General features: G+C 68.4%; 23 protein-coding genes. 10 read left to right on the top strand and 13 right to left on the bottom strand.

The window, feature by feature from the left end; translation table 11 throughout:
- Positions 1-71 precede the first annotated feature (71 nt).
- On the top strand, positions 72-2783 hold the full coding sequence (locus ACP2AH_RS17445; protein WP_425106949.1) for an HAD-IC family P-type ATPase: 2712 nt from the start codon (positions 72-74) through the stop codon (positions 2781-2783).
- A 9-nt stretch (positions 2784-2792) separates the two neighbouring features.
- On the opposite strand, the gene ACP2AH_RS17440 is transcribed toward ACP2AH_RS17445, so the two are convergent.
- The gene (locus ACP2AH_RS17440) at positions 2793-3551 is read right to left on the bottom strand and encodes an aspartate/glutamate racemase family protein (protein WP_425106948.1); all 759 of its coding nucleotides are present in this window, start codon (positions 3549-3551) and stop codon (positions 2793-2795) included.
- Positions 3552-3664: 113 nt separating this feature from the next.
- On the bottom strand, positions 3665-4393 hold the full coding sequence (locus ACP2AH_RS17435) for a GntR family transcriptional regulator (protein ID WP_307018838.1): 729 nt from the start codon (positions 4391-4393) through the stop codon (positions 3665-3667).
- Between the two features lie 548 nt (positions 4394-4941).
- On the opposite strand from ACP2AH_RS17435, the gene ACP2AH_RS17430 reads away from it, so the two are divergent.
- The 5 genes from ACP2AH_RS17430 (at position 4942) to ACP2AH_RS17410 (ending at position 10285) form a co-directional block, all read left to right on the top strand.
- Positions 4942-6000, top strand: coding sequence for an ABC transporter substrate-binding protein (locus ACP2AH_RS17430; protein ID WP_244379761.1), 1059 nt, complete (start codon positions 4942-4944; stop codon positions 5998-6000).
- Between the two features lie 181 nt (positions 6001-6181).
- Complete coding sequence (locus tag ACP2AH_RS17425) at positions 6182-7102, top strand: ABC transporter permease (protein ID WP_425106947.1); 921 nt, start codon at positions 6182-6184, stop codon at positions 7100-7102.
- A complete protein-coding gene (locus ACP2AH_RS17420; RefSeq protein ID WP_425106946.1) occupies positions 7099-7887 on the top strand; it encodes an ABC transporter ATP-binding protein in 789 nt (262 codons plus the stop codon). Before ACP2AH_RS17425 ends, ACP2AH_RS17420 begins: the two co-directional genes overlap by 4 nt.
- A 5-nt stretch (positions 7888-7892) precedes the next feature.
- A complete protein-coding gene (locus ACP2AH_RS17415) occupies positions 7893-8756 on the top strand; it encodes a carbon-nitrogen hydrolase family protein (RefSeq protein WP_425106945.1) in 864 nt (287 codons plus the stop codon).
- Positions 8744-10285, top strand: coding sequence for an amidohydrolase family protein (locus ACP2AH_RS17410; protein WP_425106944.1), 1542 nt, complete (start codon positions 8744-8746; stop codon positions 10283-10285). The genes ACP2AH_RS17415 and ACP2AH_RS17410 overlap by 13 nt, the downstream gene beginning before the upstream one ends.
- Before the next feature lie 131 nt (positions 10286-10416).
- On the opposite strand, the gene ACP2AH_RS17405 is transcribed toward ACP2AH_RS17410, so the two are convergent.
- The 5 genes from ACP2AH_RS17405 to ACP2AH_RS17385 form a co-directional block, all read right to left on the bottom strand.
- Complete coding sequence (locus ACP2AH_RS17405; RefSeq protein WP_425106943.1) at positions 10417-11298, bottom strand: carbohydrate ABC transporter permease; 882 nt, start codon at positions 11296-11298, stop codon at positions 10417-10419.
- Positions 11299-11424: 126 nt separating this feature from the next.
- Entirely contained in the window at positions 11425-12702 is a 1278-nt protein-coding gene (locus tag ACP2AH_RS17400; RefSeq protein ID WP_425106942.1) for an extracellular solute-binding protein, read from the bottom strand.
- A 78-nt stretch (positions 12703-12780) separates the two neighbouring features.
- Complete coding sequence (locus ACP2AH_RS17395; protein ID WP_421698785.1) at positions 12781-13578, bottom strand: carbohydrate ABC transporter permease; 798 nt, start codon at positions 13576-13578, stop codon at positions 12781-12783.
- A gap of 13 nt (positions 13579-13591) precedes the next feature.
- Positions 13592-14731, bottom strand: coding sequence for an ABC transporter ATP-binding protein (locus ACP2AH_RS17390; RefSeq protein ID WP_425106941.1), 1140 nt, complete (start codon positions 14729-14731; stop codon positions 13592-13594).
- A gap of 171 nt (positions 14732-14902) precedes the next feature.
- Positions 14903-15709, bottom strand: a complete 807-nt coding sequence (locus ACP2AH_RS17385) for an SDR family NAD(P)-dependent oxidoreductase (protein WP_425106940.1) — start codon at positions 15707-15709, stop codon at positions 14903-14905.
- Positions 15710-15870: 161 nt separating this feature from the next.
- Between ACP2AH_RS17385 and ACP2AH_RS17380 the strand changes: the two genes are divergently transcribed.
- From ACP2AH_RS17380 to ACP2AH_RS17365, 4 genes are all read left to right on the top strand, one after another.
- Complete coding sequence (locus tag ACP2AH_RS17380) at positions 15871-16734, top strand: DeoR/GlpR family DNA-binding transcription regulator (RefSeq protein WP_425106939.1); 864 nt, start codon at positions 15871-15873, stop codon at positions 16732-16734.
- Positions 16735-16770: 36 nt separating this feature from the next.
- Positions 16771-17571 carry a BtpA/SgcQ family protein gene (locus ACP2AH_RS17375; protein WP_244379727.1) on the top strand — a complete coding sequence of 267 codons (801 nt, stop codon included), beginning with the start codon at positions 16771-16773 and terminating at the stop codon, positions 17569-17571.
- A 96-nt stretch (positions 17572-17667) separates the two neighbouring features.
- A complete protein-coding gene (locus ACP2AH_RS17370) occupies positions 17668-19164 on the top strand; it encodes an FGGY-family carbohydrate kinase (protein ID WP_425106938.1) in 1497 nt (498 codons plus the stop codon).
- The gene (locus tag ACP2AH_RS17365; protein ID WP_425106937.1) at positions 19161-19799 is read left to right on the top strand and encodes an HAD family hydrolase; all 639 of its coding nucleotides are present in this window, start codon (positions 19161-19163) and stop codon (positions 19797-19799) included. The genes ACP2AH_RS17370 and ACP2AH_RS17365 overlap by 4 nt, the downstream gene beginning before the upstream one ends.
- Before the next feature lie 26 nt (positions 19800-19825).
- Here the strand turns inward: ACP2AH_RS17365 and ACP2AH_RS17360 are convergent, their stop codons facing one another.
- Genes ACP2AH_RS17360 through ACP2AH_RS17335 form a run of 6 tightly spaced genes read right to left on the bottom strand, consistent with a single transcriptional unit; the run spans position 19826 to position 25838 of the window.
- Positions 19826-21151 carry an aspartate aminotransferase family protein gene (locus ACP2AH_RS17360; protein WP_425106936.1) on the bottom strand — a complete coding sequence of 442 codons (1326 nt, stop codon included), beginning with the start codon at positions 21149-21151 and terminating at the stop codon, positions 19826-19828.
- Positions 21148-22185, bottom strand: a complete 1038-nt coding sequence (locus ACP2AH_RS17355) for a phosphotransferase enzyme family protein (protein ID WP_425106935.1) — start codon at positions 22183-22185, stop codon at positions 21148-21150. Before ACP2AH_RS17355 ends, ACP2AH_RS17360 begins: the two co-directional genes overlap by 4 nt.
- 4 nt (positions 22186-22189) lie before the next feature.
- Positions 22190-23017 carry a DeoR/GlpR family DNA-binding transcription regulator gene (locus ACP2AH_RS17350; protein WP_425106934.1) on the bottom strand — a complete coding sequence of 276 codons (828 nt, stop codon included), beginning with the start codon at positions 23015-23017 and terminating at the stop codon, positions 22190-22192.
- The gene (locus ACP2AH_RS17345; protein WP_425106933.1) at positions 23014-23808 is read right to left on the bottom strand and encodes an ABC transporter permease; all 795 of its coding nucleotides are present in this window, start codon (positions 23806-23808) and stop codon (positions 23014-23016) included. Before ACP2AH_RS17345 ends, ACP2AH_RS17350 begins: the two co-directional genes overlap by 4 nt.
- Positions 23809-23811: 3 nt before the next feature.
- Positions 23812-24729, bottom strand: coding sequence for an ABC transporter permease (locus tag ACP2AH_RS17340; protein ID WP_425106932.1), 918 nt, complete (start codon positions 24727-24729; stop codon positions 23812-23814).
- Between the two features lie 2 nt (positions 24730-24731).
- Complete coding sequence (locus ACP2AH_RS17335) at positions 24732-25838, bottom strand: ABC transporter ATP-binding protein (protein ID WP_244379696.1); 1107 nt, start codon at positions 25836-25838, stop codon at positions 24732-24734.
- Positions 25839-25893: the final 55 nt, after the last annotated feature.

Below are 25893 nucleotides of genomic sequence, written 5' to 3'. Positions count from 1 at the left end.
ACTGCGCTAGGCCGGGGGGAGGGGTGCTTTTAGGTTCGGGCTAACGCAACGTCAGCGAGCGCCCCCGACCGATGAACGATCCCGCGTCCCGCCCGTCCGCCCCGCCCGCCACCGAGTGGCATGCGCTGCCCCATGAGGAGGTGGCCGGCCGGCTCGGTGTCACCAGCGCCGGGCTGACGCCGGAAGAGGCGCAGGCCCGGCTCAGGGCGCATGGGCCGAACGCGCTGCCCGAGCCGCCCGGCCGCCCGCCGCTGCTGCGCTTTCTCGCCCAGTTCAACAATGCGCTGATCTATTTCCTGCTCGCCGGTGCGGCGGCGGCGCTGGCGCTCGGCCATTATGTCGATGCCGGCGTCATCGTCGCGGTGGTGCTGGTCAATGCGCTGGTCGGCTTCATCCAGGAAGGCAAGGCGGAACAGGCGCTGCGGGCCATCCGCAACATGATCTCGCCCCACGCCCATGTGGTGCGCGCCAGCCGCCGCCAGAGCGTGCAGGCCCGCGACCTCGTCCCCGGCGATCTGGTGCTGCTGGAAGCCGGCGACCGGGTGCCGGCGGACACACGGCTCATCCGCGCGCGCGGCATGCGGGTGGATGAGGCGATCCTCACCGGCGAATCCGTCGCCGCACTCAAGAACGAGGCCGCCGCGCCGGCGGAAGCGGCGCTGGGCGACCGGCACTCCATGGCGTTTTCCGGCACCACCATCGCCGCCGGGCAGGGGGCCGGCATCGTCGTCTCCACCGGCCCGCACACGGAAATCGGCCGCATCGGCCGCCTCATCGCCGAGGTGGAGCCGCTGGCGACCCCGCTGCTGCGGCAGGTGGACGCCTTCGCCCGCCGCTTCACCACCGTGGCGCTGGTCAGCGCGGCGGCGCTGTTCCTGTTCGCGGTGGCGGTGCGGGACTATGGCTGGAGCGAGGCGCTGATCGCCGTGGTGGCGCTGGCGGTGGGCGTGGTGCCGGAAGGTCTGCCGGCGGTCATCACCATCACGCTCGCCATTGGCGTGCGGCGCATGGCGCGCCAGCACGCGGTCATCCGCCAGCTGCCGGCGGTGGAAACGCTGGGGGCGACTTCGGTGATCTGCTCCGACAAGACCGGCACGCTCACCCGCAACGAGATGGCCGCCTGCCGGCTGGTGATCGCCCAGGACGACCTCGCCGAGATCGCCGTCTCCGGCATCGGCTACGACCCCGCCGGCGCGCTCGGCTGGATGGAGCCGGGCGGGCAGGGCGACCCGGCCGGGGCGGCGGCGGCGCTGCTGCGTGCGGGGTTGTTGTGCAACGACGCGCATCTGCACGCTGAGAACGGCGCCTGGCGGGCGGAGGGCGACCCGATGGAGGGAGCGCTCGTCACGCTTGCCGTCAAGGCGGGGCGCGACGCCGCCGCCGAACGGGCCGCCTGGGCGCGGCTCGACGAGATCCCGTTCGACGCCGCCTATCGCTTCATGGCGAGCCTTCATCGTAGCCCGGAGGGCGAGGCCGTGCTCTTCGTCAAGGGCGCGCCGGAGGAGGTGCTGCGCCTTGCCGGCGCTCCGGGCGGCGGCGCCTGGGAAGCGGCGATCGCCCGTGCGGCGGCGGCGGGCGAGCGCGTGCTAGGCTTCGCCATGAAGCGACTCCCCGTGGCGCCGGCGCGCCTCTGCTTCGAGGATGTGCGCGAGGGGTTCAGCTTTCTCGGCCTCGTCGGCTTCATCGACCCGCCGCGCCCGGAGGCGGTGACCGCCATTGCCGAATGCCGCAGCGCCGGCATCGGGGTGAAGATGATCACCGGCGACCATGCCGCGACCGCCGGGGCCATCGCCCGCCAGCTCGGCCTCGCCGCGACGCCGGTGGTGGCCACCGGGGCGGAGGTGGACGCGGTGAGCGACGACGACCTCGTCGCCCTTGCCGCCCGCACCGATGTGTTCGCCCGCACCAGCCCGGAGAACAAGCTGCGTATCGTCCGCGCGCTGCAATCCACCGGCGCGGTGGTGGCGATGACCGGCGACGGGGTGAATGACGCGCCTTCGCTGCGCCAGGCCGATGTCGGCATCGCCATGGGCGGCAAGGGCACGGAGGCGGCGAAGCAGGCGGCGGATGTGGTGCTGCTGGACGACAATTTCGCCACCATCGTCGCGGCGGTGAAGGAGGGGCGCACCGTCTACGACAATATCCGCAAGATGATCGCCTGGACGCTGCCGACCAATGGGGGCGAGGTGCTGGCGGTGATCGCCGCGATTTTGCTCGGCCTCACCATGCCGATGTCGCCGGCGCAGATCCTGTGGATCAACCTCATCCTCTCCGCCACGCTCGGCCTCGCCCTCGCCTTCGAGCCGACCGAGCCCGGCATCATGGCGCGCCCGCCGCGTCCGGCCAAGGCGGGGCTGATGAGCCGCTTCATGCTCTGGCGGGTGGTGCTGGTGTCGGTGCTGTTCACCCTCATCGCCTTCGCCGTGTTCTTCCACTCCCTGTGGCGCGGACAGGAGGTGGAAATGGCCCGGACGCTGGTGGTCAACACGCTGGTGGTGCTGGAGATCTTCTATCTGTTCAATGTCCGCTTCTTGCACATGCGCTCGCTCAGCTGGCGCGGGGTTCTGGGCACGCCGGCGGTATTGCTGGCGCTCGCGGCTGTCGTGGCCGGCCAGTTCGCCTTCACCTATCTGCCGGTCATGCAGGCGATCTTCGACACGCGGCCGGTGGCGCTGCTCGACGGGGTGATGATCATCGCCATCGGCGTCGCGTTGATGGTCGTGCTGGAGGGCGAGAAGCTGCTGCTGCGGCGCCTCGGCCTCTTCGCGGCGGGAGAGATGTAGCGGCCCCCGCTATCGCGCAGGTGCGTCGCGGTGCTCGATGCGGGCGGCGAGCGCCGGCGAAAGCCCGGTGGTCGGCTTGGCCGGCGGGCGGCTGAAGCGGCCGCGCACCGGCTTGCGCGGGGCAAGGGTCACCAGCCCTTCCGCCATCTTCACCGCAGCGACGATGGGATCGACCACCGGCACGGGCACCTGCGCCCGCAGGCGCGGCGCCATGCCGGCGAGCGGCGCCCCGCCGAGGATCACCACATCCGCCCCATCCTCCTCCACCGCCGCGCAGGCGAGCGCGACGATGGCCTGTTCCATCTCCGCCTGCACGTTCTCGATCGCCGAGAACGGCAGGCTGCGGGCGCGGATGCCGGCGCAGCGGCCGGAGAGGCGGTAGGCATCCACCGTGTCCTGGTACCAGTTGGCCATGGTGGTGGTGAAAGTGACGATGCTGAACCGCTGGCCCAGCGTGCAGGCGGTCAGCATCGCCGCCTCCGCCATGCCGAGCACGGGCAGATCGAACAATTCGCGCGCCGGCAGCAGGCCGGGATCGCCGAAGGCGGCGATGATGGCGGCGTCATGCTCGCCCTGGTGCTCGGCCAGCATTTCCAGCGTCAGCGCCCCGGCAAGCTGCGCCTCGCTGCGCGAGGCGATGTAGGGCACGCCGCGCGGGGCGGTGAGGCCGGTGAGTACCGTGCCCGGGGCAACAGCGGGGCGGGCGGCGGCGAGCAGCATCTGCGTCACCGCGTCGGTGGTGTTGGGGTTGAGCACGAGAAGGCGCACGGGGTGAATCCTTAGAGCGTTTTCGAGCGAAGTGGATACCGGTTCGCGTGAAGAAAACGCGATAAAACAAAGAATTAGATCATTTCACCGTTTCCGTGAAACGGTGAAATGATCTAGGCAGCGGCCCCGGCGGTGGCGGCAAGCCGCGCCAGCACGCCGGTGCTCGTGTGCATGACATGGGCGGCGAGCAGCCGGCCGGCGGTGTCGGACTGGCGCGCCTCAAGCGCGGCGAGAATGGCGCGGTGTTCCTCGATGGATTCGGCCCAGCGCGCATGGGTGCCGAGCGCGAAATAGCGGGCCCGTTCGGCGCGGGCGAACAGCCAGCCATGCATCTCGACCAGCGTGGCGTTGTGGGCGCCGGCGAGAATGGCGCTGTGAATGGCCTGGTTGACCGCGAAATAGGCGGCGAGGTCGCCGGCGCGGTAATGCGCCTCCATCGTCTCCTGCAGATCGCTGAGATGGCCGAGTTCGCGCGCGCTCAGGCGCTCGGCGGCATATTCGGCGGCGATCCGCTCGACATTGCTCAGCGCCTCGAACAGCTCGGTAATGTGGGTGGCGTCGAAGGGGGCGATGCGGGCGCTGCGGTTGGGGCGCAGCTCCACCAGCCCCTGCGCCGCCAGCATTTTCACCGCCTCGCGCAGCGGCGTGCGGGAAATGCCGAGCCGCGCGCACAGATCCGCCTCGACGATCGGTGCGCCCGGCGCCAGCGCGCCGGTGACGATCATCTCCCGCAACTGGCGGCCGGCCTGCGCGTGCAGCCCGGCGCGGCTAAGCCGTTCCGTCGCCGAAGCTTCGACCGGGCGCAGCTTGCGCGGGCGCCCTCGCTTGCGTGGTGTGTCCATCCGTTCCGTCCCCCCGCCGATCCTAGCACGCAGGCGCGCCGCGATAAGCCGCTCCGACGCTGCAATTATAGTCACATTATGATGTAGGAATAGGCGCTTGGAGTAAATTGTATTCAGCATACAAAAAATCATTGCGCGGACGCTCCGCCCGTCTTTTACTTCCCGGCAGGCGCGGTTCGGCTGCCGCTTCGCAGGAAGAGACAGCCCGGTGCCGCAGGCCGTCCGGAGCGGGGATCCGCTCCGGCGGGAATGGGCAGGCGCAAGGGGGAGTGAGCGTGTTCAGCTCATTTCTTGGTCAGAAACGAAGGTTTTCTGGCGCTTATTTGCGCTTGGCCGCCTGTATTGGCCTCGTATAGTGCGGATGTTTTCGCCGCACCTGTGGTGTAGCGCAGGGCGAAAATGCTCTTTCGGGTTGGCGTGCCCATCATCGTGATCCCGTCTGCGGGTTCCGTTGCTGCGGCATGCAACCGTAGCGGCGTGATCTACAGTTCGACAACGAACGGGCTGTAAGGCGGGGTCGTATCGGTTCTCAAGATCCGGAGGGGATCATGTGTGATCGTGACGGCACCTTCTATCGTAACTTCTCGCGCCGCAGCTTCCTGAAGACCTCGGTCGCCGGCGCGGCGGCCACCATCGCGCTGCCGGCCGGGCTGGCGAGCCTGCTGGCGCCGAACGCGGCGCGCGCCGCCGGCACCACCATCAAGGCGACGCACGGCTCCGGCTTCTGCAATATGGGCATCTTCCTCGCCAAGGAGCGGGAACTGACCAAGGCGGACGGCGTCGATCTCGAATTCGTGGTGACCCCGTCCAATACCGAGATCACCACCATGTTCGGCGCGGGCCTCGTCGACATGTCGATGATCCCCTATTCCAACTTCATGACGCTCTACGATGCCGGTGCGCCGGTGAAGATCGTCGCCGGCGGCGGCGTCGAAGGCTGCATCATCGTCGCCAAGGAGGGCATCACCTCCGCCGCCGACCTCAAGGGCAAGACCTTCGGCACCTTCCAGGCCGACACGCTGGAAGTGCTGCCCTATGATTACCTGAAGAAGGCCGGGCTTTCCTTCAACGACGTGCAGATCAAATATCTCGACACCTCGCCGGAACTCGCCCAGGCCTTCATGGCCGGCGCCATCGACGCCATCTGCCATATCGAACCCTATGCCTCGCAATGCGTGCTCGGCCGCAAGGGCGCGACCGTGCTGTCGAACGGCACCGACGTCTATGGCAAGGGCTATTCCGACTGCGTGCTCGCCGTGCGCACCCCGCTCCTGGAGAGCAACCCGGCGGCGGTGAAGGCGGTGATCAAGGCGCTGATGGTCGCCCAGTCGCAGGCCGAGGCCGACAAGCAGGCCGCGCTCAAGGACACGGTCGGCAAATACTACAAGACCAGCATGGAAGCGGCCGAGGACGCCTCCACCAAGCAGCCCATCGTCGTCGACCAGCGCAACCAGACCCAGTTCATCATCGATCGCGGCCAGTCGATGATGGAACTCGGCTACGTCAAGAAGCTGCCCGACCAGGGCGCCTTCGACTGGAGCCTCTTGGAAGCGGTGATCGCCGCCAACAAGCCGCTCTATGACGGCCTCAAGCTGAAATCGGCCTGAGCCCGGCGGCCCTCTGCCCATGGGGGAGGGGGCCGAGGCGGGGCGAGCTGAGACGGGGTTCTGCCGCCGTCCTGCGGCGACCCCGTCCCCTGCTGAGCCTTCCACGGGCGCACCGCGCGGCCCGTGGGCGTGCCATCCGGGGTCCGGTCTCCGCCCGGCCCCGCTTCACTGGAAGGACGCCATGACGATGACCGCAGATGCCGGGCAGACGCACCTCGGCGAGGCCGGGGCCGGGCGCCCGGCACCGAAGACCAAGCCGCCGCTCCTCTCGCCCGCCCTGCGCCGGCGGCTTGCCGCCATCGGCTGGGGGCTGGTCTCGCTCAGCCTGTTCGCCGGCCTGTGGGAGGCGCTGTGGTTCTTCGGCATGCTGAACCCGCTGCTGCTGCCGCCGCCGCACCTCTTCCTCTCCGATATTCCCGGCACGCTGAAATTCTTCGACCGTTCCAACCGCATCGGCTCGGTGGCGAGCGGGGTCGGCGTGTGGCCGCTGCTGTTCACCATGGGCTCGACCACGCTGCGCGTGCTGGTCGGCCTCACCCTCGGCTTCACCTGCGGCGTCGCGGTGGGCGCGGCGATCCATTATGTGAAGCTCCTGCGCAACCTCCTGCTGCCGACCATCCTCCTGCTGGCGCCGATCTCGCCGGTGGCGTGGCTGCCGGTCGCCATCTTCGTCTTCGGCATTGGCGATGTGCCGGCGATCTTCCTGGTCTTCATCACCGTGTTCTTCGCCATCGTGCTCTCGACGGGAGCGCAGATTGAAAGCGTGCCGAAGAACTACATCCATGTCGCCCGCATCATGGGTGCCAGCCAGCGCCAGACCTTCTGGAAGGTCATTCTGCCCGCCATCCTGCCCAGCCTGTTCATGACGCTGCGGCTGAATCTGTTCGCCGCCTGGATGGTGGTGCTGATCGCCGAGACGGTCGGCGTGGGCACCGGCCTCGGCCAGATCACCTCGATGGCGCGCTCCACCTTCAACGCCAAGCTGGTCTTCTTCACCATGGCGATCATCGGCCTGCTCGGCTTCCTCTCGGACTTTGCCCTGCGGCAGGTGCAGACCAAGATGCTGTGGTGGATCGCCCCCAACCAGGGAGCCGCCCGATGAGCCGCCCCGCCGTTTCCATCCAGTCCGTCTCCAAGCGCTGGACCCCCGAGGGCCGCGCCCCGGTGCTGGCGCTCGACAACCTCACCTTCGATGTCGCGCCGGGCGAATTCATTGTCCTGCTCGGCCCCTCCGGCTGCGGCAAGTCCACCTTGCTCTACATGATCGCGGGTCTGGAAGAGGTCTCCGGCGGCACCATCGCCTGCGATGGCGAGCCGGTCACCGAGCCTTCCGCCGAGCGCGGGCTGATCTTCCAGGAAGCCTCGCTGTTCCCCTGGCTCACCATCGCCGACAATGTCGCCTTCGGCCTCGCCGTGCAGCATGTGCAGCCAGTGAAGCGGCGGGAGATCGCGGTGGAGACGCTGAAGCGCGTCGGCCTCGGCGACATGCTGGACAAGAAGCCGGACGAGCTTTCCGGCGGCATGCGCCAGCGCGCCGCCTGCGCGCGGGCGCTCGCCATGCGCCCCAAAGTGCTGATGATGGACGAGCCCTTCGCCGCGCTCGACGTGCAGACCCGCGCCCGCATGCAGGACTTCCTGCTGCAGATCTGGCGCGACAGCGGCGCGTCCATCCTGCTCGTCACCCATTCCATCGACGAGGCGATCTCGCTGGCCGACCGGGTGGTGGTGTTCACCTCGCGCCCCGGCCGGGTGAAGACCATTGTCCCCATCGACCTGCCGCGCCCGCGTGAATCGCGCGATCCGCGCTACCACGCCTATCGCGACCTGTTCACCGAATTGCTGGCGGACGAGGTGGACCGCGCCTTCGCCGAGCAGGAGGCGGTGTAGGCGCCATGGCTGCCCCGTTCCTCGCCGCCGCCCTGCCGATCGGCCCGGCGGGCCGCGATCCCGCGCCGCTCTGGCGCGAGGCCGAGGCCGGCATTGCCGCCGCCGCGGCCGCGGGCGCCGGTCTCGTCGTGCTGCCCGAACTGTTCGCCCTTCCCTATGTCGCGGCGGAAGCGCCCGGCGACTGGGCCGGGCTGGCGGAGGCCCTCGACGGGCCGACCGTCACGACCGTGCGGGCAGCGGCGATGGTGAGCGGGACGGCTGTGCTGTTCGGCATGGCGCTGACGAATGACAGCGGGCGACCCTTCAACGCCGCGATTCTCGCCCGTCCCAATGGGAAGGTGGAGACGCTGGCGCACAAGATCCACCTGCCGCCCACCGACCCCGGCACGCCCTATGGCGAGGCCGATCATTTCACTCCCGGCGAACCGGTCATCCGCAGTGTCGAGGTCGGCCCGCTGCGGGCGGCGGTCCTCATCTGCTACGACCGCCGCTTCCCGGAATGCTGGCGTGCCGCCGCGCAGGCGGGCGCGGAGCTGGTGGCGGTGCTGGTCGGCGGGCCGGCCCCCTCCGATCCGGAAGGGCTCTTTGCCGCCGAACTGCAGGCGAGTGCCCGCGCCAATGCCGTCTACGCGCTGGCAGCGGCGCGCTACGGCACGGAAACCGTCACCGGCCGCCCGGTGCGCCATGATGGCGAAACCCTCGCCTTCGGTCCCGACGGCGCGCGGCTCGCCCGCGCCGCGCGTGGCGACCGCCGGCCGCTGCTCGTCGCCATTCATTCCGAACGTCTCGCGAAGGCGCGAGAGACCAACGCCACGGCGGCGCGCCTGCGCCTGCCCCGTCAGTTTGAGGTAGCATCATGTCTGAATTGATCGTCCAGGCCCGCTGGGTCGTTACCGGCATCCGCGACCGCTTCACCCCCGAGGTGATCGAGGAGGGCGCGGTGCTCTCGCGCGACGGCGTCATCGTCGCCGCCGGGACGCTGGACGACATGCAGAAGCTGGCGCCGACGGCCGAGGTGCGGAAGTATCCCGACCACGCCATGCTGCCCGGCTTCGTCAACAGCCACCACCATGTCGGCATGACGCCGCTGCAGCTCGGCTCGCCCGACCACGCGCTGGAACTGTGGTTCGCCAGCCGCATGCCGGCGCGCCGGCTCGACCTGACGCTCGACACGCTCTACTCGGCCTTCGAGATGATCGCCTCCGGCGTCACCACGGTGCAGCACATCCATGGCTGGATGCCGGGCGGCTATGACGCCATCCACGGCGCCGCCACCAAGGTGCTGAACGCCTACCGTTCGCTCGGCATGCGCGCCTCCTATTGCTACGCCGTGCGTGAGCAGAACCGGCTGGTCTATGAGGCGGACGAAGCCTTCTGCGCCCGGCTGCCGGCCGATCTCGGCGAGACGCTGGCCAAGCACCTGAAGTCGCAGGCCATGCCCTTCGACGATTTCCTCAAGCTGTTCGACCAGCTCACGGGGGAGAATGCGGGCAAGGACCTGACCCGCATCCAGCTGGCCCCGGCGAACCTGCACTGGTGCACGGATGAGGGCCTGCAGGCGCTCGACGCCAAGGCCAAGGCGGCCGGCGTGCCGATGCACATGCACCTCTTAGAGACCATCTACCAGAAGGAATATGCCCGCCGCCGCACCGGCAAGACCGCGCTGCGCCACCTTCATGACCTCGGCGTGCTCGGTCCGCATATGACGCTCGGCCATGGCGTGTGGCTGAACGAGGAAGACATCGACATTGTCGCCGAGACCGGCACCTGCATCTGCCACAATTGCTCGTCGAATTTCCGCCTGCGCTCCGGCCTCGCCCCGCTCAACCGCTGGGAAGCCAAGGGCATCAATGTCGGCATGGGTCTCGATGAGGCCGGCATCAATGACGACCGCGACATGCTCTCCGAATTGCGCCTCGCCCTGCGCGTCCACCGTGAGCCGGGCATGGACGAGGAAGACGTGCCGACCTGCCCGCAGGTGGTGAAGATGGCGACCGAAGCCGGCGCCATGACCACGGCGTTCGGCGCCAGCATCGGCCGGCTGGATGCGGGCCGGTTCTTCGACGCGGTGCTGATCAACTGGACCAAGGCGACCTATCCCTATCAGGACCCCGATATCCCGATGCTCGACGCGCTGGTGCAGCGCGCCAAGATGGGCGCGGTGGACGCCGTGTTCATCCATGGCGAGCGTGTCTATGAGGACGGGCGCTTCACCAAAATCGACCGCGAGGCGGTGCTGGCGGAGATCGCCGAGACGCTGGGCAAGCCGCGCAGCGCGGACGAGGTGGCCCGCCGCGAGCTCGGCCGCGCCGTGTTCCCCTATGTGAAGAAGTTCTACGAGGGCTATCTGCCCGAGGCCGAGCCGACGCCGTTCTACGCCGCTTCGGCGCGCATCTAACCCCCCGACCCTGTGCGCTGAGAGAAGGGCGCCCCGCGTGGGCGCCCTTTTTCGTGCGTGGAGCGTTTTCGAGCGACGTGGATACCGGTTCGCGTGAAGAAAGCGCGCCAAAAGAAAGAGTTAGAGCCTTCTCAGCGCCGGCGCTCCAGCGTGGCGAAGAACAGCACGGTGAGGCCAAGCACGATCAGCAGCAGAACGAAGGCCGCCGCCGCGCCTTCATTCAGGTGAAGGCCGAGAAAAGCGCGGCGATAGGCGAAGAAGCTCAGCACCTCGGTGGAATTGCCCGGCCCACCCTTGGTGAGGATGTAGGGCAGGTCATAGGTGCGGAATTCGTTGATCAGCTGGATGATGACCGCGATCGCCGCCACCGGGCGCAGCATCGGCAAGGTGATGTACCAGAACTGCTGCAGCGGCGTGGCCCCATCGACTTCCGCCGCCTCATAGGGGTCGCGCGGCAGCGAGGCGAGGCCGGCGGCCAGAATCAGGATGACGAAAGAGGTCTGCTGCCAGATGTCGATCGCCGCCATGGTCCATAGCGCGAAATCGGCATTGCCGAGCCAGTCGAGCCGGGGCAGGCCGAGGCTTTCCATCACCTGGTTGGCAATGCCGAGATTGGGCTGCAGCAGCATGCGCCAGATCAGCGCCACGCTCACCGGCGACATCGCCATGGGAATGGTGAGGATGGCGAAGTAAACCGGCTTCATCGTCACCGCGCGGTTCAGCATCAGGGCGACGCCGAGCCCGAGCACGAATTCGCCCGCCACCGTGACCACGGAATATTTGATGGTCAGCCACAGCGCGTCCCAGAATAGCGGGTCGCTCATCACGATGGTGAAGTTCCTGAGGCCCGTAAAGGGCTGCAGCATGGGCTTCAGCAAGGTGAGCGAGGAGACCGAGATCAGCGCCGCATAGACGAGCGGCAGGCCCATGACGATGGCCAGCGTGAGAAGGCCCGGTGCCGCGAAGGCCCAGCCGGTGCGCCAGTCCCGATCCGCCAGTGCCGCAAAGCGCATGCGCGTCGTCCGTTGCTTCAGGAGCGTCGAAAAGAGAGACCGGCGCGCCAGCCGACGAGGGGGAAGGCTGGCGCGCCGTATCGCCGGGAGCCTGCGGGGCTCACGCAGGGTTCCCGGCGGATGGGGTTACTTGGCGAGCAGCTGGGTCAGGCCGTCAGCGGCGGCCTTCAGCGCGTCCTCGGGCTTGGCCTGCCCGCCGGCGGCGAGCGAGAGCTGGGCGCCGAGCACGTCCTCATACTGCGCGGAATAGGCGAAGATGGGGAACGACTTGCCGGAGGCGACGACCTCGAGGCCGGTCTTGTAGAACGGGTACTTCTTCAGCACCGCCGCGTCCTCGAACACGTCCGAGCGCACCGGCGCGTGGCCTTCCAGGGCGCGGGCGACGGAGATCTTCTTGCCCTGCACCCATTCGATGAACTTCCAGGCCGCGGCCTTCGATTCATCCGAGGTATTCTTCGGGATGCCCCAGCCCCAGCCGCCGCTCTCGCCATGGCCACCGGGCATGACGGAAAGCGCCAGCTTGCCGGCGACCTTCGGGCACTTCTCGGCATTGTCGAGCTGCGGCAGCATCCACCAATAGGTGACCATGCTGAAGGCTTCGCCGGCGCACATCAGCCGCATCGTGTCGTCGAGCGTGGCGGAGAGGGCGCCCTGCTGCGCGCCCTTCTGCACGTTCTCGGCATAGAGCTTCAGCGCGGTCAGGCCCTCGGGGCTGTTGAGCACCACCTTGCGGCTGGCATCGAGATAGGCGCCGCCGGCGGAGAACAGGTAGTTGGAGAATTCCATCGAATTCGGGTCGCCGCGCTGGCCCTGCATGGCGGCGCCGACGACCGGCGTGTTGGCCTTGAAGAAGGCGGAGAGCGCAACGTAATCGGCGAGCGAAGCCGGCAAAGCGAGGTCCTTGCCGGTCTTGGCCTTGTAGTCCGCCTTGATCTTGGCGTCGGCCAGCAGGTCGGTGCGGTAGATCAGGCCCATGGAGTAATTGTACATGGGCAGGATCGGCGTCGCGTCCTTGGTCTGGCCGAGCAGGTCCAGCATGGACGGGATGAACGGCTTCAGGTCGAAGCCGGACTTGGCGATATAGGGGTTGAGGTCTTCCAGCCAGCCGGCGGCGGGGAATTCGCCCGCCCACAGGAAGTCGACTTCGAGCAGGTTGTAGTAGCTCTCCGGCGAGACGAGCTGGGCGACCAGCTTGTCGTGCATGTCGCCATAGCCGATCTTCTCGAATTCGACCTTGATGCCGGTCTCCTTCTCGAATTCCGGCAGCAGCTTCTCGATGATCTGCGTCTCCGGCACGTCTTCCATCAGCGCGCGCAGGGTCACGTTCTGCGCCTGCGCCGCGCCGGCCGTCGCGAGCAGGGTGGCGCCGAGCAGCGCCGCCTTGAGGCTACACCTAAACTGCATCTCGTTCTCCTGTTCCTCTGGAGCGGGCTTTGCCCGCCTCGTTGGCGCGCGCCCGAATGGGCGCGGCGGAAGGCACGCTCACTTCACGCTACCGAAGGTCAGGCCCTGGACGATGAAGCGCTGGATGAAGCGCGAGGCGATCACCAGCGGCAGCACGGCCAGCACCACGCCGGCGGAAACCTTGGCGATCTGCACGCCGTTGGAGGTCTGGAGCGCGGCCAGCGCCACCGGCACCGTCGCGGTCTGTGGACCGCTCAGCACCAGCGCGAACAGGAACTCGTTCCAGGTGAGGATGAAGCCGAGCACGCCGGCGGCGGCGATGCCGGGCAGCGAGACCGGCAGCACGATGCGCCAGAACGCGCCCCAGGCGGTGGCGCCGTCGGTCTGCGCCGCCCATTCGAGATCCACCGGAATGCCCTCGAAGAACCCCATCAGGATCCAGATCAGGAAGGGCAGGTTGACCGCGGCATAGACGATGATGAGGCCGGTGAGCGAATTGGTGAGCCCCACCGTGCGCAGAAGCGCGAAGGCCGGCAGCACGATGGCGACGGGGGGCAGCATCTGCGTCGCCAGCACGGCGAAGCGCCCGGCCCGGCCGCCGGTTTTGAACCGGGCGAAGGCATAGCCGGTCATCGCCGCGAAGGGCAGCGCCACCACCACCGAGCCGAAGGCGACGATCAGGCTGTTGAGATAGGACTGGCCGTAACGGGTGGAGGTGAACAGGGCGACGTAATTGTCGAGCGTCACCGCCGGCATCAGCTCCGGCGAATAGGACAGGTGCTCGGGCAGCAGGCTGGTGCGGATGACCCAGAGCAGGGGCACGAGGATGACGGCGCAGGCGAAGAGAAGTCCGATGTGAAGTCCGATGCGCCGCATTCTGCCCCCTCCCTCAGTTCTGACCGAGGCGGAGGCTGGGGCGGGGGAAGGCCCGCGTCGTCTCCTTGTCGAACAGGTGCATGGGGCGCGGATCGAGATAGAGCGGCACGCGCGCGCCCACCGGCGCCGTGAAATGACGCGACAGCCGCGCGGAGATTTCCTGCGGCTTACCCGCGCCGACACCCGTCCCGATCTGCCCGACCAGAATATTCTCGACGCCGAGCGCTTCCATGGCCACGACGCTCACCTCGATGGGCGCGCAGCCGGGCTGCGGCGCCTCGTGCAGGTCTTCCGGGCGCAGGCCGAAGATCACCTCGCGCCCGGCGACGGGCGCATAGGCGGCGCGGTGGCGCTCCGGCACCTCGACATCGAAGCCGTCGCCGACCACCACGAGCGTGTCGCCGCGCGCCTCCAGCCGGGCGGGCAGCAGGTTCATCGGCGGGGTGGCGAGGAAGCGGGCGACGAACGTGTCCACCGGGTCGGCATAGACATCGAGCGGCCGGCCGACCTGGATCATCCGGCCGTCGCGCATGATGCAGATGCGGTCGCCCATGGTCATCGCCTCGACCTGGTCGTGGGTGACGTGAACGATGGTGCGCCCCAGCCGGCGGTGCAGCTTCACCAGTTCGAGCCGCATCTCCGCCCGCAGCTGGGCGTCGAGATTGGACAGCGGCTCATCCAGCAGGAAGGCGACGGGATCGCGCACAATGGCGCGGCCGAGCGCGACGCGCTGGCGCTGGCCGCCGGAGAGGGCGGCGGGCTTGCGGTCGAGATAGGGGGTAAGGCCGAGCAGCCCCGCCGCCTCGCGGATCTTCTCGTCGATGACCGGGCGGGCGACGCCGCGCATCTTGAGGCCGAAGCCCATATTCTCGCGCACGCTCATATGCGGGTAGAGCGCGTAGGACTGGAACACGACCGCGATGTTGCGGTCGCGCGGGGGCACGTTGTTGACGCTGCGCCCGGCGATGCGCAGATCGCCCGAGGTGATGCTCTCCAACCCGGCGATCATGCGCAGTGTCGTCGATTTCCCGCAGCCCGAGGGGCCGAGAAAAATCACGAACTCGCCTTCTCCAATGGAAAGATCCACGTCGCGGACGCCATAGGCGCCGTTGGCGTAGAGCTTGGAGACATGATCGAGTTCGATCGACGACATCAGCGATCCTTTGCCCATCGGGGCCGGGCCCCGGCCTCGGGTGCGGGGGAGGAGGAAAACTCCGCCCGGTGCGCCGTCGGCCGGCGGAGTGTAATCGGACAAAAACGAACACCGCAAGTGCTAATTCAAACGCGGCTGCATGAAAATCGATCACGCCGCGCTACGGGGCGCTCAGGTCGTGTAGACGCCGCCGGTGACGTTGACGCCCTGTCCGGTCATGAACCGCGCCTGTTCCGAGGCGAGGAACACCACGACATCGGCCACGTCTTCCGGCACTTCCAGCCGGCCGAGCGGGGTCTGGGCGATATAGTCGTCGATCACGCGCTGCGGGCTCACGCCGCGCAGGCTGGCTTCCCATTCCACCTCGCGCGACTGCATGCCGGTCGCCACGAAGCCGGGGCAGACGGCATTGACGCGGATGCCCTTGGCCGCGAGTTCGCGCGCCAGCGCCTGCGTCCAGCCGAGCACGGCGAATTTCGAGGCGGAGTAGTGCGCCAACAGCGGGGCGCCGACCTTGGCGGCGAGCGAGGCGGTGTTGACGATGCAGCCCTTGCCCTGCGCCACGAAGTGGCGGGCGGCGATCTGGTTGGTGAGGAAGACGCCGCGCGTGTTGACGTCGAAATTGAAGTCCCATTCCTCGTCGGTCAGGTCCAGCGCGCTGCGCATGGTGGAGACGCCCGCATTGGCGACCAGCAGGTCGCACCCACCCAGCCCTTCCAGCACCTGCGCGAAGGCCGTCTCGACCGAGGCGCGCTTGCGCACATCCACCTCGACCGCGATGGCGCCTTCGCCGAGCGCGGCCACCGTCTCCTGCGCCGCTGCGAGGTTGATGTCGCCGATGGCGACCCGCACGCCCTGCCTGGCCAGCGCGACGGCAATGGCCCGCCCGATGCCGGTGGCGCCGCCGGTTACGAAGGCAAGGCGGCCCTTGAGCTCGTAATAGGCCGGGGCAGGGGCGGAAAGCGCGGGCGGGTTCATGCGGGGCTCCTCGTGTTCGCGGGGTAGCTTATATGAACATAAGCGCACAGCAAGTGTGTTGTTGTGTTTGATATTGTGCGATTGATGGGTTAAACAGGATTGGCCGACCGGCCGCGAATCCGCTCCTCTGCGAGGGAACCGCGATCAGGCAGGGGTAAGCGATGGCCGACGATGTGTCCTACCGAGAGAGTGTCCTGGCCGAGCCGCAGGCCGGCGAGGACCGTCCGCGCCCGCTCTCGCATGTACGCCACGCCCGGATTCTGGATCATCTCGCCGCCGCCGGCTCCGTCGGCGTCGCGGCTCTCGCGACCGAACTCGGCGTGTCCGACATGACCATCCGCCGCGATCTGCTGGAGCTGGAGCGCGACGGGCGGCTGCTGCGCGTGCATGGCGGGGCGGTGCTGGCGGAGACGCCGGCCAGCAGCGTCGCCATGGACAGCGAGGAGCCGCGTTTTGAGGCCCGCCTGCGCCGCGGCAGCGAGGCCAAGTCCGCCATCGCCGCCTGCGCCGCCAGCATTGTTAGCGGCTACCGCACCTGCGCCATCGATGTCGGCACCACCACGTTTCTGATGGCTGGCCATCTGCGCGAGGCGGACCATCTCAAGGTCTTCACCAACAGCCTGCGCGTCTCGGCCCATCTCGATGGCGGGGCGCCGGAAGTCTATGTCGCCGGCGGCCGGGTGCGGCCGGAGGAGATGTCGGTCTGGGGCCCCACCGCCGTCGCCCAGTTCGAGAAGCTGTGGTTCGATGTCGCCGTGCTCGGCACCTCGGGCATCACTGCGGAAGGTTTCTTCGACTATTCCTTCGAGGACACCGACATGAAGCGCGTCTATCTGCGCCGGTCGGGGTTCAAGATCCTTCTGTGCGACAGCGCCAAGTTCCAGCGCATGTCGCTGGTTCAGGTCGGCACGCTTGCCGACATCAACCTGCTCGTCACCGACGCCGAGCCGCCCCCGCGCATCGCCGCCGCCCTCGCCGCGGCGCGTGTCGAGGTGCGGCTCGCGCCGCCCGTCGCCGGACAGTGAGGCGCCGCGCGCGCCGTCCCCTCAAGGAGAGTTGCAATGGTTTTCGAGTGTTTCGGCGCCAAGAAGAAGGTCGTCATCGCCATGGCCCATATCGGCGCCCTGCCCGGTGCGCCGCTCTATGATGCCGATGGCGGCCTCGACAAGCTGATCGAGGGCGTGCTCGCCGATGTCGAGAAGCTGCAGGCCGGCGGCGTCGACGCCATCATGTTCGGCAATGAGAACGACCGCCCCTACGTGTTCAAGGGGTCGCCCGCTTCCATCGCCGCCATGTCGGCCATCGTGCAGGCGGTGAAGCCGAGCCTGAAGGTGCCGTTCGGCGTCAACTATCTCTGGGACCCCGTCGCCACCGTCGCCATCGGCGCCGTCACCGGCGCCAGCTTCGTGCGCGAGATCTTCACCGGCCTGTTCGCCTCCGACATGGGCCTGTGGGAGCCGAACTGCGCCGAGGCGGCGCGGCTGCGCCACGATCTCAAGCGCGACGACATGAAGATGCTGTTCAACATCAATGCCGAGTTCGCCCATTCGCTCGACCAGCGGCCGATCGAGCTGCGCGCCAAGAGCGCGGTGTTCTCCTCGCTCGCCGATGCCATCCTCGTCTCCGGCCCGATCACCGGCCAGCCGGCCGACCAGTCGCACCTGAAGAAGGTGGCCGAGACGGTGAAGGACGTGCCGATCTTCGCCAATACCGGCGTCAACATCGACAATATCCGCGACATCTTCTCGGTGGCCTCGGGTGTCGTCATCGGCACGCATTTCAAGGTCGACGGCAACACCTGGAACGCGGTGGAGCAGGCGCGCGTGTCGCGCTTCATGGATGTGGTGAATTCCATCCGCTGACCGTCCGCCATCATCCCGGCCCGGCGGCGTCGCCGCCGTCCGGGGTGAGTTCTTTCTCTGCCTAGACTTGCCCACCGCCCCAAGAGGCTTCCCACGATGAGCTGCGTCCTCGGCCTCGATATCGGCACCACCTCCGCCATCGGCCTGCTGCTGCGGCTGCCGGGGGAGATTCTGGCTGTCGCCTCGCGGCCGGTGACGCTGACCTCCCGGCACGCCGGCTGGGCGGAAGAAGATCCCGCCGAATGGTGGGCCAATGTCTGCGCGCTCACCCGCGAACTCATCGCGCGCGCCGGCATCGACGCGGCCGAGATTTCCGCCGTCGGCGTCACCGGCATGCTGCCGGCGGTGGTGCTGCTGGACGAGGCGGGCACCCTCCTGCGCCCCTCCATCCAGCAGAGCGACGGGCGCTGCGGGGCGGAAGTGGCGGAACTGCGGGCCGAGCGCGACGAGGCCGCCTTCATCGCCAAGGCCGGCAACGGCATCAACCAGCAGCTCGTCACCGCCAAGCTGCGCTGGATCGCCCGCCACGAGCCGGACGTGTTCGCGCGCATCGCCACCGTGTTCGGCTCCTATGATTACGTGAATTGGCGCCTCACCGGCGAACGGACGGTGGAGCAGAACTGGGCGCTGGAGGCCGGCTTCGTCGATGTCTCCCGCCACGCCATCGACGACGATCTCGTCGCCTGGGCCCGCCTTCCCCGCAGCGCCATCCCGCGCAAGACCGCCTCGCATGAGGTGATGGGCCATGTCTCGCCCGAGGGCGCGGCGGCCACCGGCCTTGCGGTCGGCACGCCGGTCATCGGCGGCGCGGCGGACATGATCGCCTCGGCGCTGGGCGCCGGCGTCACCCAGCGCGGCGACATCCTGTTGAAGTTCGGCGGCGCCATCGACGTGCTGGTGGCCACCGACCAGGTGAAGCCCGACCCCCGGCTCTATCTCGATTATCATCTCATTCCCGGCCTCTATATGCCCAATGGCTGCATGGCGACCGGCGGTTCCGGGCTGAACTGGTTCGTGCGCAACTTCGCCGGCGGCGAGGCGGCAGCCGCGGAGAAAGCCGGGCTCAGCCTGCACCAGCATCTCGACACGCTCGCCGAGGCGCGCCCGGCCGGCGCGGATGGCCTGACCGTGCTGCCCTATTTCCTCGGCGAGAAAACCCCGATCCACGATCCCGCCGCGCGCGGGGTCATCGACGGGCTCACCCTCTCGCACGATATCGGCCATGTCTGGCGGGCGCTGTTGGAAGGCTATGCCTATGCCTGCGCCCACCATGTCGAGGTGCTGCGCGATATGGGCCACAGCGCCGGCCGCGTGCTGGTTTCCGATGGCGGCTCGAATTCGCGCGTGTGGATGCAGATCGTCGCCGATGTGCTGCAGCAGCCGGTGCACCGGCTGAAAGGCCATCCCGGCTCCTCGCTCGGCGCGGCGTGGACGGCGGCGGTTGGCATCGGCGCGGCGGAGTGGGGCGGCATTTCCCGCTTTGTCGCGCAGGACGAGACCTTGCAGCCCAACCCCGCTTCCGCCGCGATTTATGCGGCCGGCTATGCCCGCTACCGCGATCTCTACCGCCGCCTCGAAGGGCGTCCCTCGTGAGCGCGCCGCGCTTCAGGGCGGTGGCGTGGGACATTGACGGCACGCTGATCGACAGCGAGCCGCTGCACCACCGCGCGCTGCTCGCCGCCTGCCGGGCGCTCGGCAGTGATCTCTCGGACCTGCCCGACCAGGCGTTTCGCGGCATCCATATGGGCGATGTGTGGAAGCTCGTCTCCCCGCGCCTCGCCGCCGGGGTGGCGCAGGCCGAATGGGCGGCGCTGATCGACACGCACTACACCGAGAACCGCGCCAGCCTCATTGCCCTTCCGGGCGCCGTCGCTACCATTCGCGCGCTGGAGAAGCGCGGCGTGGCGCAGGCCTGCGTCTCCAATTCCAGCCGCTCGGTGGTGGACGCCAACATCGCCGCGCTCGGCATCACTGACGCCATCGCCTTCTCGCTCAGCCTCAACGATGTGACGGCGGGCAAGCCGGACCCCGAACCCTATCGCCGCGCCTGCGCCCGGCTCGACCTGCCAGCCGAGAGCGTAGTGGCGGTGGAGGACAGCCGCTCCGGCGCGCTTTCCGCCCGCGCGGCCGGGCTCTATGTCGTCGGCTACACCCCGAGCGGCGGCGGCTTCGGCGAGGTCGATCGCGAGATCGACCGGCTGGAGGATTTGCTGGCGCTGTTCGCATAGCGCACGCGCCGCTCAGCGAGCGGCAGCTAGGCCAGCAACTCCTCCAGCGCGTCGACCAGAAGGTCGGCATGCGCCGTGGTCACGCACAGCGGCGGGCGGATCTTCAGCACATTGCCATAGCGGCCGGCGGCGCCGATGAGGATGCCGTGGTCGCGCAGCCCGTTGATCAGCCGCTTGGCGAGGTCGGGTGCCGGCCCCTTTTCGGTGCCGAACTCGATGCCGAGATAAAGCCCCGCCCCGCGCACGGCGGTGATGGGCGCGCGCGCCTGCAGCCGGGTCAGCCGCGCGGTGAGGTGCCGCCCGACCCGCGCCGCATTGGCGATGAGGTCGTCCTCCTCGATTGCCTCCAGCACCGCGAGGCCCGCCGCGCAGGCCGCCGGGCTGCCGGCGAAGGTGTTGAAATAGCCGAAATCGGCGCAGAAGGCGTCGAGGATCTCCGGTCGGGTGACGAGGCCGGCGATGGGGTAGCCATTGCCCATCGGCTTGCCCATGGTGACGATATCAGGCACCAGCCCGTGGCGGGAAAAGCCCCACATGCCGGCGCCGGTGCGCCCGAAGCCCGGCTGCACCTCATCGGCGATGAACAGCCCGCCGGCGGCGCGCGCCACCTCCACCGCCGCCTTCAGGAAGCCCGGCGGGTCGGCATAGACGCCATCGGAAGAGAAGATGGTGTCGACCAGCAGCCCGGCGAAGCCGATGCCGTCCGCCTTGAGCGCGGCGATTTCCGCCTTCACCGCGTCGGCAAAGCCCTGCGCCACGTCATTGCCGAACAGCGCCGGGTCGGGTGGGGGCACCGTGCGGACATGGCGCGGCGGCGCGCCGGTCTTGTAGGAGGAGGGTGAGACCTCGGTGACGGTGGCGGTGTTGCCGTGATAGGCGGCGCGGGTGACGATGATTCCCTCGGCGCCGCTCGCCTTGCGGGCGAGCCGCAGCGCCAGATCGTTGCTCTCGCTCCCCGTGCAGGTCAGCACCACATTGCTCAGCGCCGCCGGGAAGGTGGCGAGCAGCTTTTCCGCGTAGTCATGCGCCACATCGAACAGATAGCGCGAATGGGTGTTGAAGGTGCCGATCTGCGCCCGCACCGCCTCCACCACCTTGGGGTGGCAATGCCCGACGCTGGGGACGTTATTGTAGAAATCGAGATAGGCCCGCCCGTCGGACGCATGAATATAGGCGCCTTCCGCCCGCAGGATGCGCAGCGGCTCGTCATAGAACAGCACCGAGCCGGAACCGAAGGCGCGGCGGCGCCGCTCCACCAGCGCGGCGACATCGGGCGCCATGGCGCCGGTGGCACCGGAGAAGGCGTTGAGATCGAGAATCTGCCGTTCCGGCTGCGCGTTCGCCCGCGTCATGATGCGGCCCTCCCGGCCACGGCCTGTGGGGGACGGGCGTCATAGGTGGCGAGAAAGGCGCGGGCGAGGTCCACCGTGCCATGTGTGTAGCCTTCGCCCAGTGCCTGCGCGGTCGGGGTTTCCGCATGCGAGGCGATCCAGGCGGTGAGCAGCAGCCGGCGCAGCATGATGAACACCGGCAGCAGGGCGCACTCCTCCTCGGCGAGCGGCGCGACGGTGCGATAGCCTTCGATCCACGCCGCCTGCAGCGTCGGGATATAGGGCTCGTGCTCGCTGAAGCTGACGGCGGAGGCGAAGTCGTAGAGATACCAGCTGAAGCCGCAATCGTCGAAGTCGATCACCGAGAGCGTGTCGCCCTCCACCAGCAGATTGGCGAGGCGCATATCGGCATGGACGAGGCCGAAACGCTCTTCGCCCGTGCCGTAATCGTCCAGCAGGTCGCACAGCACCGCGTCGGTGCGCTCCAGCACGGCGCGGCCCTCAGGCGTCAGGCCCGGCGCGGCGCGCCAGTCGCCCCACAGCTTCACCTTGCCCAGCATGGCGTCATAGTCCCAGCGCTTGCGGGTGAAGCCTTCGGGGCGCTGCCAGGCCCGGGCGTGAAGGTGCAGCCGGGCATTGATGGCGCCGAGTTCGCGGTACCAGCGGGCGAGGTCGTCGCCCTCGGCCGGCTCGCGCCCCGGCAGCAGCTCGAACGCCACGGCATGGCGGCGGGTGCCGTCCTCGTCGAGATCGGCGATCAGCCCGCCCTCGACCTGCGGCACCGGGGTCAGCGTCGCCACCACGCCCGCGCGTCCCAGCGCGGTGAGCCAGGCGAGTTCGGATTCGATCTCCGCGCGGCTGTGATAGCCCGGCCGGTGGATGCGGAACACCAGCGCGCGTCCCGTCGCCGGGTCCTCGGCGCGGAAGGTGGCGTTCTCGGAGATGGTGAGCAGCCGCAATTCGCTCGCGTCGGAGAGGGCCCAGCGCGGCAGGGCGGCGCGCAGGGCGTTCTCGATTCGGCGGAGGAAGGCGGCGTCATAGATCGGCTGGGTCATGGCTTTACGTCTCGGCAATAGTGATCTCGACCCGCGCCCGTCCCAGCGCCCGCGCCACCGCGCCTTCGGGCGCGCGGTCGGTGACGAGGTGCTGGATGTCGGGAATGCGGGCCCAGATGGCCAGCGAGGGCACGTCGAATTTCTGGTGGTCGGAGACGATGATGGTCTGCGCCGCCCGGTTCATCATGGCGCGGTAGACATAGGCGGCATCGGGCTCGGCGTCGGCGAGGCCGTCGGTGGTGATGCCGGATATGCCGAGAATGGCGCGGTTCACATTGTAGTTCTGCAGGAACTCGCCGGTTTCTACCCCCACCATCATGCCCTCGCGCGCATTATAGCGGCCGGGGCACATGATGACCTCGATGGTCGGGTTGGCGGACACCACCGTCGCCACCGAGAAGGAATGGGTGATGACGGTGAGGTCGCGGCAGGCGGCGGCCATGCGGCGGGCGACATGGGTGGTGGTGGCGCCGGCGCCGATGGCGATCACCTCCTTCGGCGCGATCAGCTTCACCGTGGCGGCGGCGATGGCCTCGCGCTGCGCCACCATCAGCCCGTGCCGCTCGGTGACGGAGGGTTCGGAGGCCAGGGGGCGCACCGCGCCACCGTAGGTGCGGTTGATCAGCCCTTTCTCGCCCAGCTCGAACAGGTCGCGGCGGATCGTTTCAGTGGAGACGTTCAGCTCGGTGGCGAGGTCGCCGACGCGCGCGGAGGCCGAGGCGCGCATCTCGGCGAGGATGCGGGCCTGCCGTGCCGCCTTGTCGAGGCGCGGCGGACGGCGCCCGGCGGGCGCACCGGCTTCGTCCCTGTCCTTCGGTGCGGCGCCGTTCATACCGCCGCCCGCCGCCGCAGCAGGATGCCGATCAGCCCCCCGGCCAGCAGCAGGCAGGCCGCGCCCAGCGTCGCCATGGTGCCCAGCGCCGGCACCATCGGCGTGTAGCCTGCCACCATCTTGGCGTAGAGCCATTCGGGAATCGTCGAGTCGGCACCCGTTGTGTAGAGCGAGAGCGGGAAATTGCTCCAGGACAGCAGGAAGGCGAACAGCATGCCGGACCAGATGCCCGGCCACAGCAGCGGCAGCGTCACCTCGCGGAACACCTGGGTGCGCGAGCAGCCGAGATCATAGGCCGCCTCTTCCAGCGACGGGTCGAAGCCATAGACCTGGATGGCGATGACCAGCGTCACGACAGGCACGATCCAGATCATGTGGGCGAACACCGCCGTCATCCAGCTGGTCTGGATGCCCACGGCGTTGAAGCCGAGCAGCATGGCCAGCCCCAGCACCGGCTGGGGGAAGAAGATCGGCAGCAGGATCAGCTTCTGGTAGAGCTTGCGGCCCTTCCACTCGTAGCGGGCGAAGGCGAGCGCGCCGAACGTGGCGATGACGACGGAGAACACGGTCACCAGGAGTGCGATCGCGATCGAGGTCTTCACGATCATGCCGATCTCGATCGAATCCAGCGTCTTCTGCCACCATTCGGTCGAGTAGGTCTTGATCGGAAAGCCGAAATACCGGCTCTTGTTGAAGCTCGCCAGCGCCCCGCAAATGATGGGCAGGTAGATCGCGACGAGGACGAACGCCGTCCACGCCCAGATCGCGGCATTGGTGCGCCTGTGGCCCATGGCTCAGCGCCTCCCCAGCATGCGGTCGAGATCGAGCTTCGACAAAGCGAACAGGGTCAGCGCACCGATGAAGAAGGTGACGACCACTGCCAGCGCCGAGCCGAGCGGCCAGTTCTGCGAATAGGTGAAGGCGATCTCGATGTCGTGCGAGATGACGATGATCGACTGGCCGCCGAGGATCTTCGCTTCCGCCGTGGCACCGATGGCGAGCACGAAGGTGAGCAGCATGCCGATCAATATGCCCGGCATGGCCAGCGGCAATTCGATCTCGCGCCAGATGAACAGCCGCCCGGCCCCGAGGTCGCGTGCCGCGTCCACGAGGTCGCGCGGCACGAGGGCGAGGCCGAGCGTCATCGGAAACAGCATGAAGGGCAGATAGGTGTAGACCATGCCGAACAGGGTGACGCCCGGCGTGTACAGCACTTCTGGCCCGCCGGAGAGGCCGAGCCATTTCAGCGTGCCGTCGAGCACGCCGTTCTTGATGAAGAACAGCACCCAGCCATAGAGCCGCACATTCTCCGAGACGAAGAGCGGGAACACGAACAGCACGCTGATCAGTGCCGACCAGCGCCCGAACACCATGTTGAGCCCATAGGCGATGGGGTAGGCGATGACGGCGAGGATCGCCACGGTGAGCAGCGCCAGCCCGCAGGACCACAGGAAGGACAGCCACACCGTGTTGGAGAGATCGAACAGCGTGGCGAAATTGGCCAGGGTGAAGCTGGTGAACACATCGAAGCTGCGCGGCGTGGCGAAGGCATAGCCGAAGATCGCCACCAGCGGCGCGAGGAAGCCGATGCCGAGCAGGATCGCCACTGGGAGCGCGCAGCGCGCGCCGACCGACAGCATCCGCGCATGGCGCAGCTGGCGGGCGCTTTCGGCGGCGGCCCCCGGCGCGGGGGCGAGGGCGAGGTCGGCCATGCTCAGCCCTCCAGCGTGAAGGCGTCGGCGGCGTCCCAGCCGAGCGTCACCTGGCGGTCGAGGCTGGCGGGCAAAGCGCGCCCGCGGGACAGCTCGACCAGCATCACCTTGGCCCCGACGCGCACCTGATACTGGATGCGCGAGCCGAGCGAATATTCGTTGTAGACCACGCCGCCCAGCCGGTTGTCGGCGCTCTCGCCCGGCCCGAGAATGCGCATGAATTCCGGGCGCACCACGACGAAGGCTTCGTCCAGCACCGCGCCGCTGCGCGGGGGCGCGAGCGTGAAGGTGCCCGGCACGTCGACGCCCTGCCAGCTGCCATCCGCCGCGCGCTTCACCTTCAGCGTGTTCACCTCGCCGACGAATTCGCAGACGAAGCGGTCGACCGGCGCGCCGTAGATTTCTTCCGGCGTGCCCACCTGCACCAGCCGGCCGGCGCGCATCACGCCGATGCGGTCACTCATCACCATCGCCTCTTCCAGCGAATGGGTGATGTAGATGAAGGTCTTGCCGGTTTCCCGGTGCAGGTCCTTCAGCTCCTTTTCCAGCGTCTTCTTCAGCTTGTAGTCGATGGCGGAGAGCGGCTCGTCGAAGAACAGCACTTCCGGGTCATAGGCCAGCGCCCGGGCCAGGGCGACGCGCTGACGCTCGCCGCCCGAGCACTTCATCACGTTCTTGTCGAAATAGCTCTCCGGCAGGCGGACGATGCGCATCAGCTCCAGCGCCCGCGCCTTGCGGGCGGCCGCATCCACGCCCTTCACCTTGAGCGGGAAAGCGATGTTCTCGCCCACGCTCTTGTGCGGGAACAGCGCCAGCGACTGGAAGACGAGGCAGGTCGGCCGCTTGTTCGGCGGCACATCATTGATGAGCTTGCCGTGCAGCGTGATGTTGCCCTCGCTCGGCGTGTCCATGCCGGCGAGCATGCGCAACAGCGTGGTCTTGCCCGAGCCCGAGGGGCCGACAATGGTGAGGAACTCGCCCTCGCGCACATCGAGATCGATGTTCTCGACGGCGGTGAAGGCGCCGAAGGTCTTGCGGATGCCGACCAGCTGGAGGATCGGCTTCGGCAATTCGGCGCTCAGGGCGTCGGCCGGCAGGGTCTGGAGCATCAGGTCTTCCGTCATGGGCCGGTGGCGGGCGATCGCCGCCGGGAAAAGCGATGGA

The sequence above is a fragment of the Ancylobacter sp. genome (assembly GCF_965249975.1).
Taxonomy (GTDB): Bacteria; Pseudomonadota; Alphaproteobacteria; order Rhizobiales; family Xanthobacteraceae; genus Ancylobacter.
The sequence above is the reverse complement of the archived record's forward strand: the minus strand, read 5'-3'. Positions and strand labels throughout refer to the sequence as shown.

Coding starts and splice junctions, on each gene's coding strand:
- ACP2AH_RS17445 (WP_425106949.1), top strand. CDS start 72: ATGAACGATCCCGCGTCCCGCCCGTCCGCCCCGCCCGCCACCGAGTGG.
- ACP2AH_RS17435 (WP_307018838.1), bottom strand. CDS start 4,393: ATGGACACACCACGCAAGCGAGGGCGCCCGCGCAAGCTGCGCCCGGTC.
- ACP2AH_RS17430 (WP_244379761.1), top strand. CDS start 4,942: ATGTGTGATCGTGACGGCACCTTCTATCGTAACTTCTCGCGCCGCAGC.
- ACP2AH_RS17425 (WP_425106947.1), top strand. CDS start 6,182: ATGACGATGACCGCAGATGCCGGGCAGACGCACCTCGGCGAGGCCGGG.
- ACP2AH_RS17420 (WP_425106946.1), top strand. CDS start 7,099: ATGAGCCGCCCCGCCGTTTCCATCCAGTCCGTCTCCAAGCGCTGGACC.
- ACP2AH_RS17415 (WP_425106945.1), top strand. CDS start 7,893: ATGGCTGCCCCGTTCCTCGCCGCCGCCCTGCCGATCGGCCCGGCGGGC.
- ACP2AH_RS17410 (WP_425106944.1), top strand. CDS start 8,744: ATGTCTGAATTGATCGTCCAGGCCCGCTGGGTCGTTACCGGCATCCGC.
- ACP2AH_RS17405 (WP_425106943.1), bottom strand. CDS start 11,298: ATGCGCTTTGCGGCACTGGCGGATCGGGACTGGCGCACCGGCTGGGCC.
- ACP2AH_RS17400 (WP_425106942.1), bottom strand. CDS start 12,702: ATGCAGTTTAGGTGTAGCCTCAAGGCGGCGCTGCTCGGCGCCACCCTG.
- ACP2AH_RS17395 (WP_421698785.1), bottom strand. CDS start 13,578: ATGCGGCGCATCGGACTTCACATCGGACTTCTCTTCGCCTGCGCCGTC.
- ACP2AH_RS17390 (WP_425106941.1), bottom strand. CDS start 14,731: ATGTCGTCGATCGAACTCGATCATGTCTCCAAGCTCTACGCCAACGGC.
- ACP2AH_RS17385 (WP_425106940.1), bottom strand. CDS start 15,709: ATGAACCCGCCCGCGCTTTCCGCCCCTGCCCCGGCCTATTACGAGCTC.
- ACP2AH_RS17380 (WP_425106939.1), top strand. CDS start 15,871: ATGGCCGACGATGTGTCCTACCGAGAGAGTGTCCTGGCCGAGCCGCAG.
- ACP2AH_RS17375 (WP_244379727.1), top strand. CDS start 16,771: ATGGTTTTCGAGTGTTTCGGCGCCAAGAAGAAGGTCGTCATCGCCATG.
- ACP2AH_RS17370 (WP_425106938.1), top strand. CDS start 17,668: ATGAGCTGCGTCCTCGGCCTCGATATCGGCACCACCTCCGCCATCGGC.
- ACP2AH_RS17360 (WP_425106936.1), bottom strand. CDS start 21,151: ATGACGCGGGCGAACGCGCAGCCGGAACGGCAGATTCTCGATCTCAAC.
- ACP2AH_RS17355 (WP_425106935.1), bottom strand. CDS start 22,185: ATGACCCAGCCGATCTATGACGCCGCCTTCCTCCGCCGAATCGAGAAC.
- ACP2AH_RS17350 (WP_425106934.1), bottom strand. CDS start 23,017: ATGAACGGCGCCGCACCGAAGGACAGGGACGAAGCCGGTGCGCCCGCC.
- ACP2AH_RS17345 (WP_425106933.1), bottom strand. CDS start 23,808: ATGGGCCACAGGCGCACCAATGCCGCGATCTGGGCGTGGACGGCGTTC.
- ACP2AH_RS17340 (WP_425106932.1), bottom strand. CDS start 24,729: ATGGCCGACCTCGCCCTCGCCCCCGCGCCGGGGGCCGCCGCCGAAAGC.
- ACP2AH_RS17335 (WP_244379696.1), bottom strand. CDS start 25,838: ATGCTCCAGACCCTGCCGGCCGACGCCCTGAGCGCCGAATTGCCGAAG.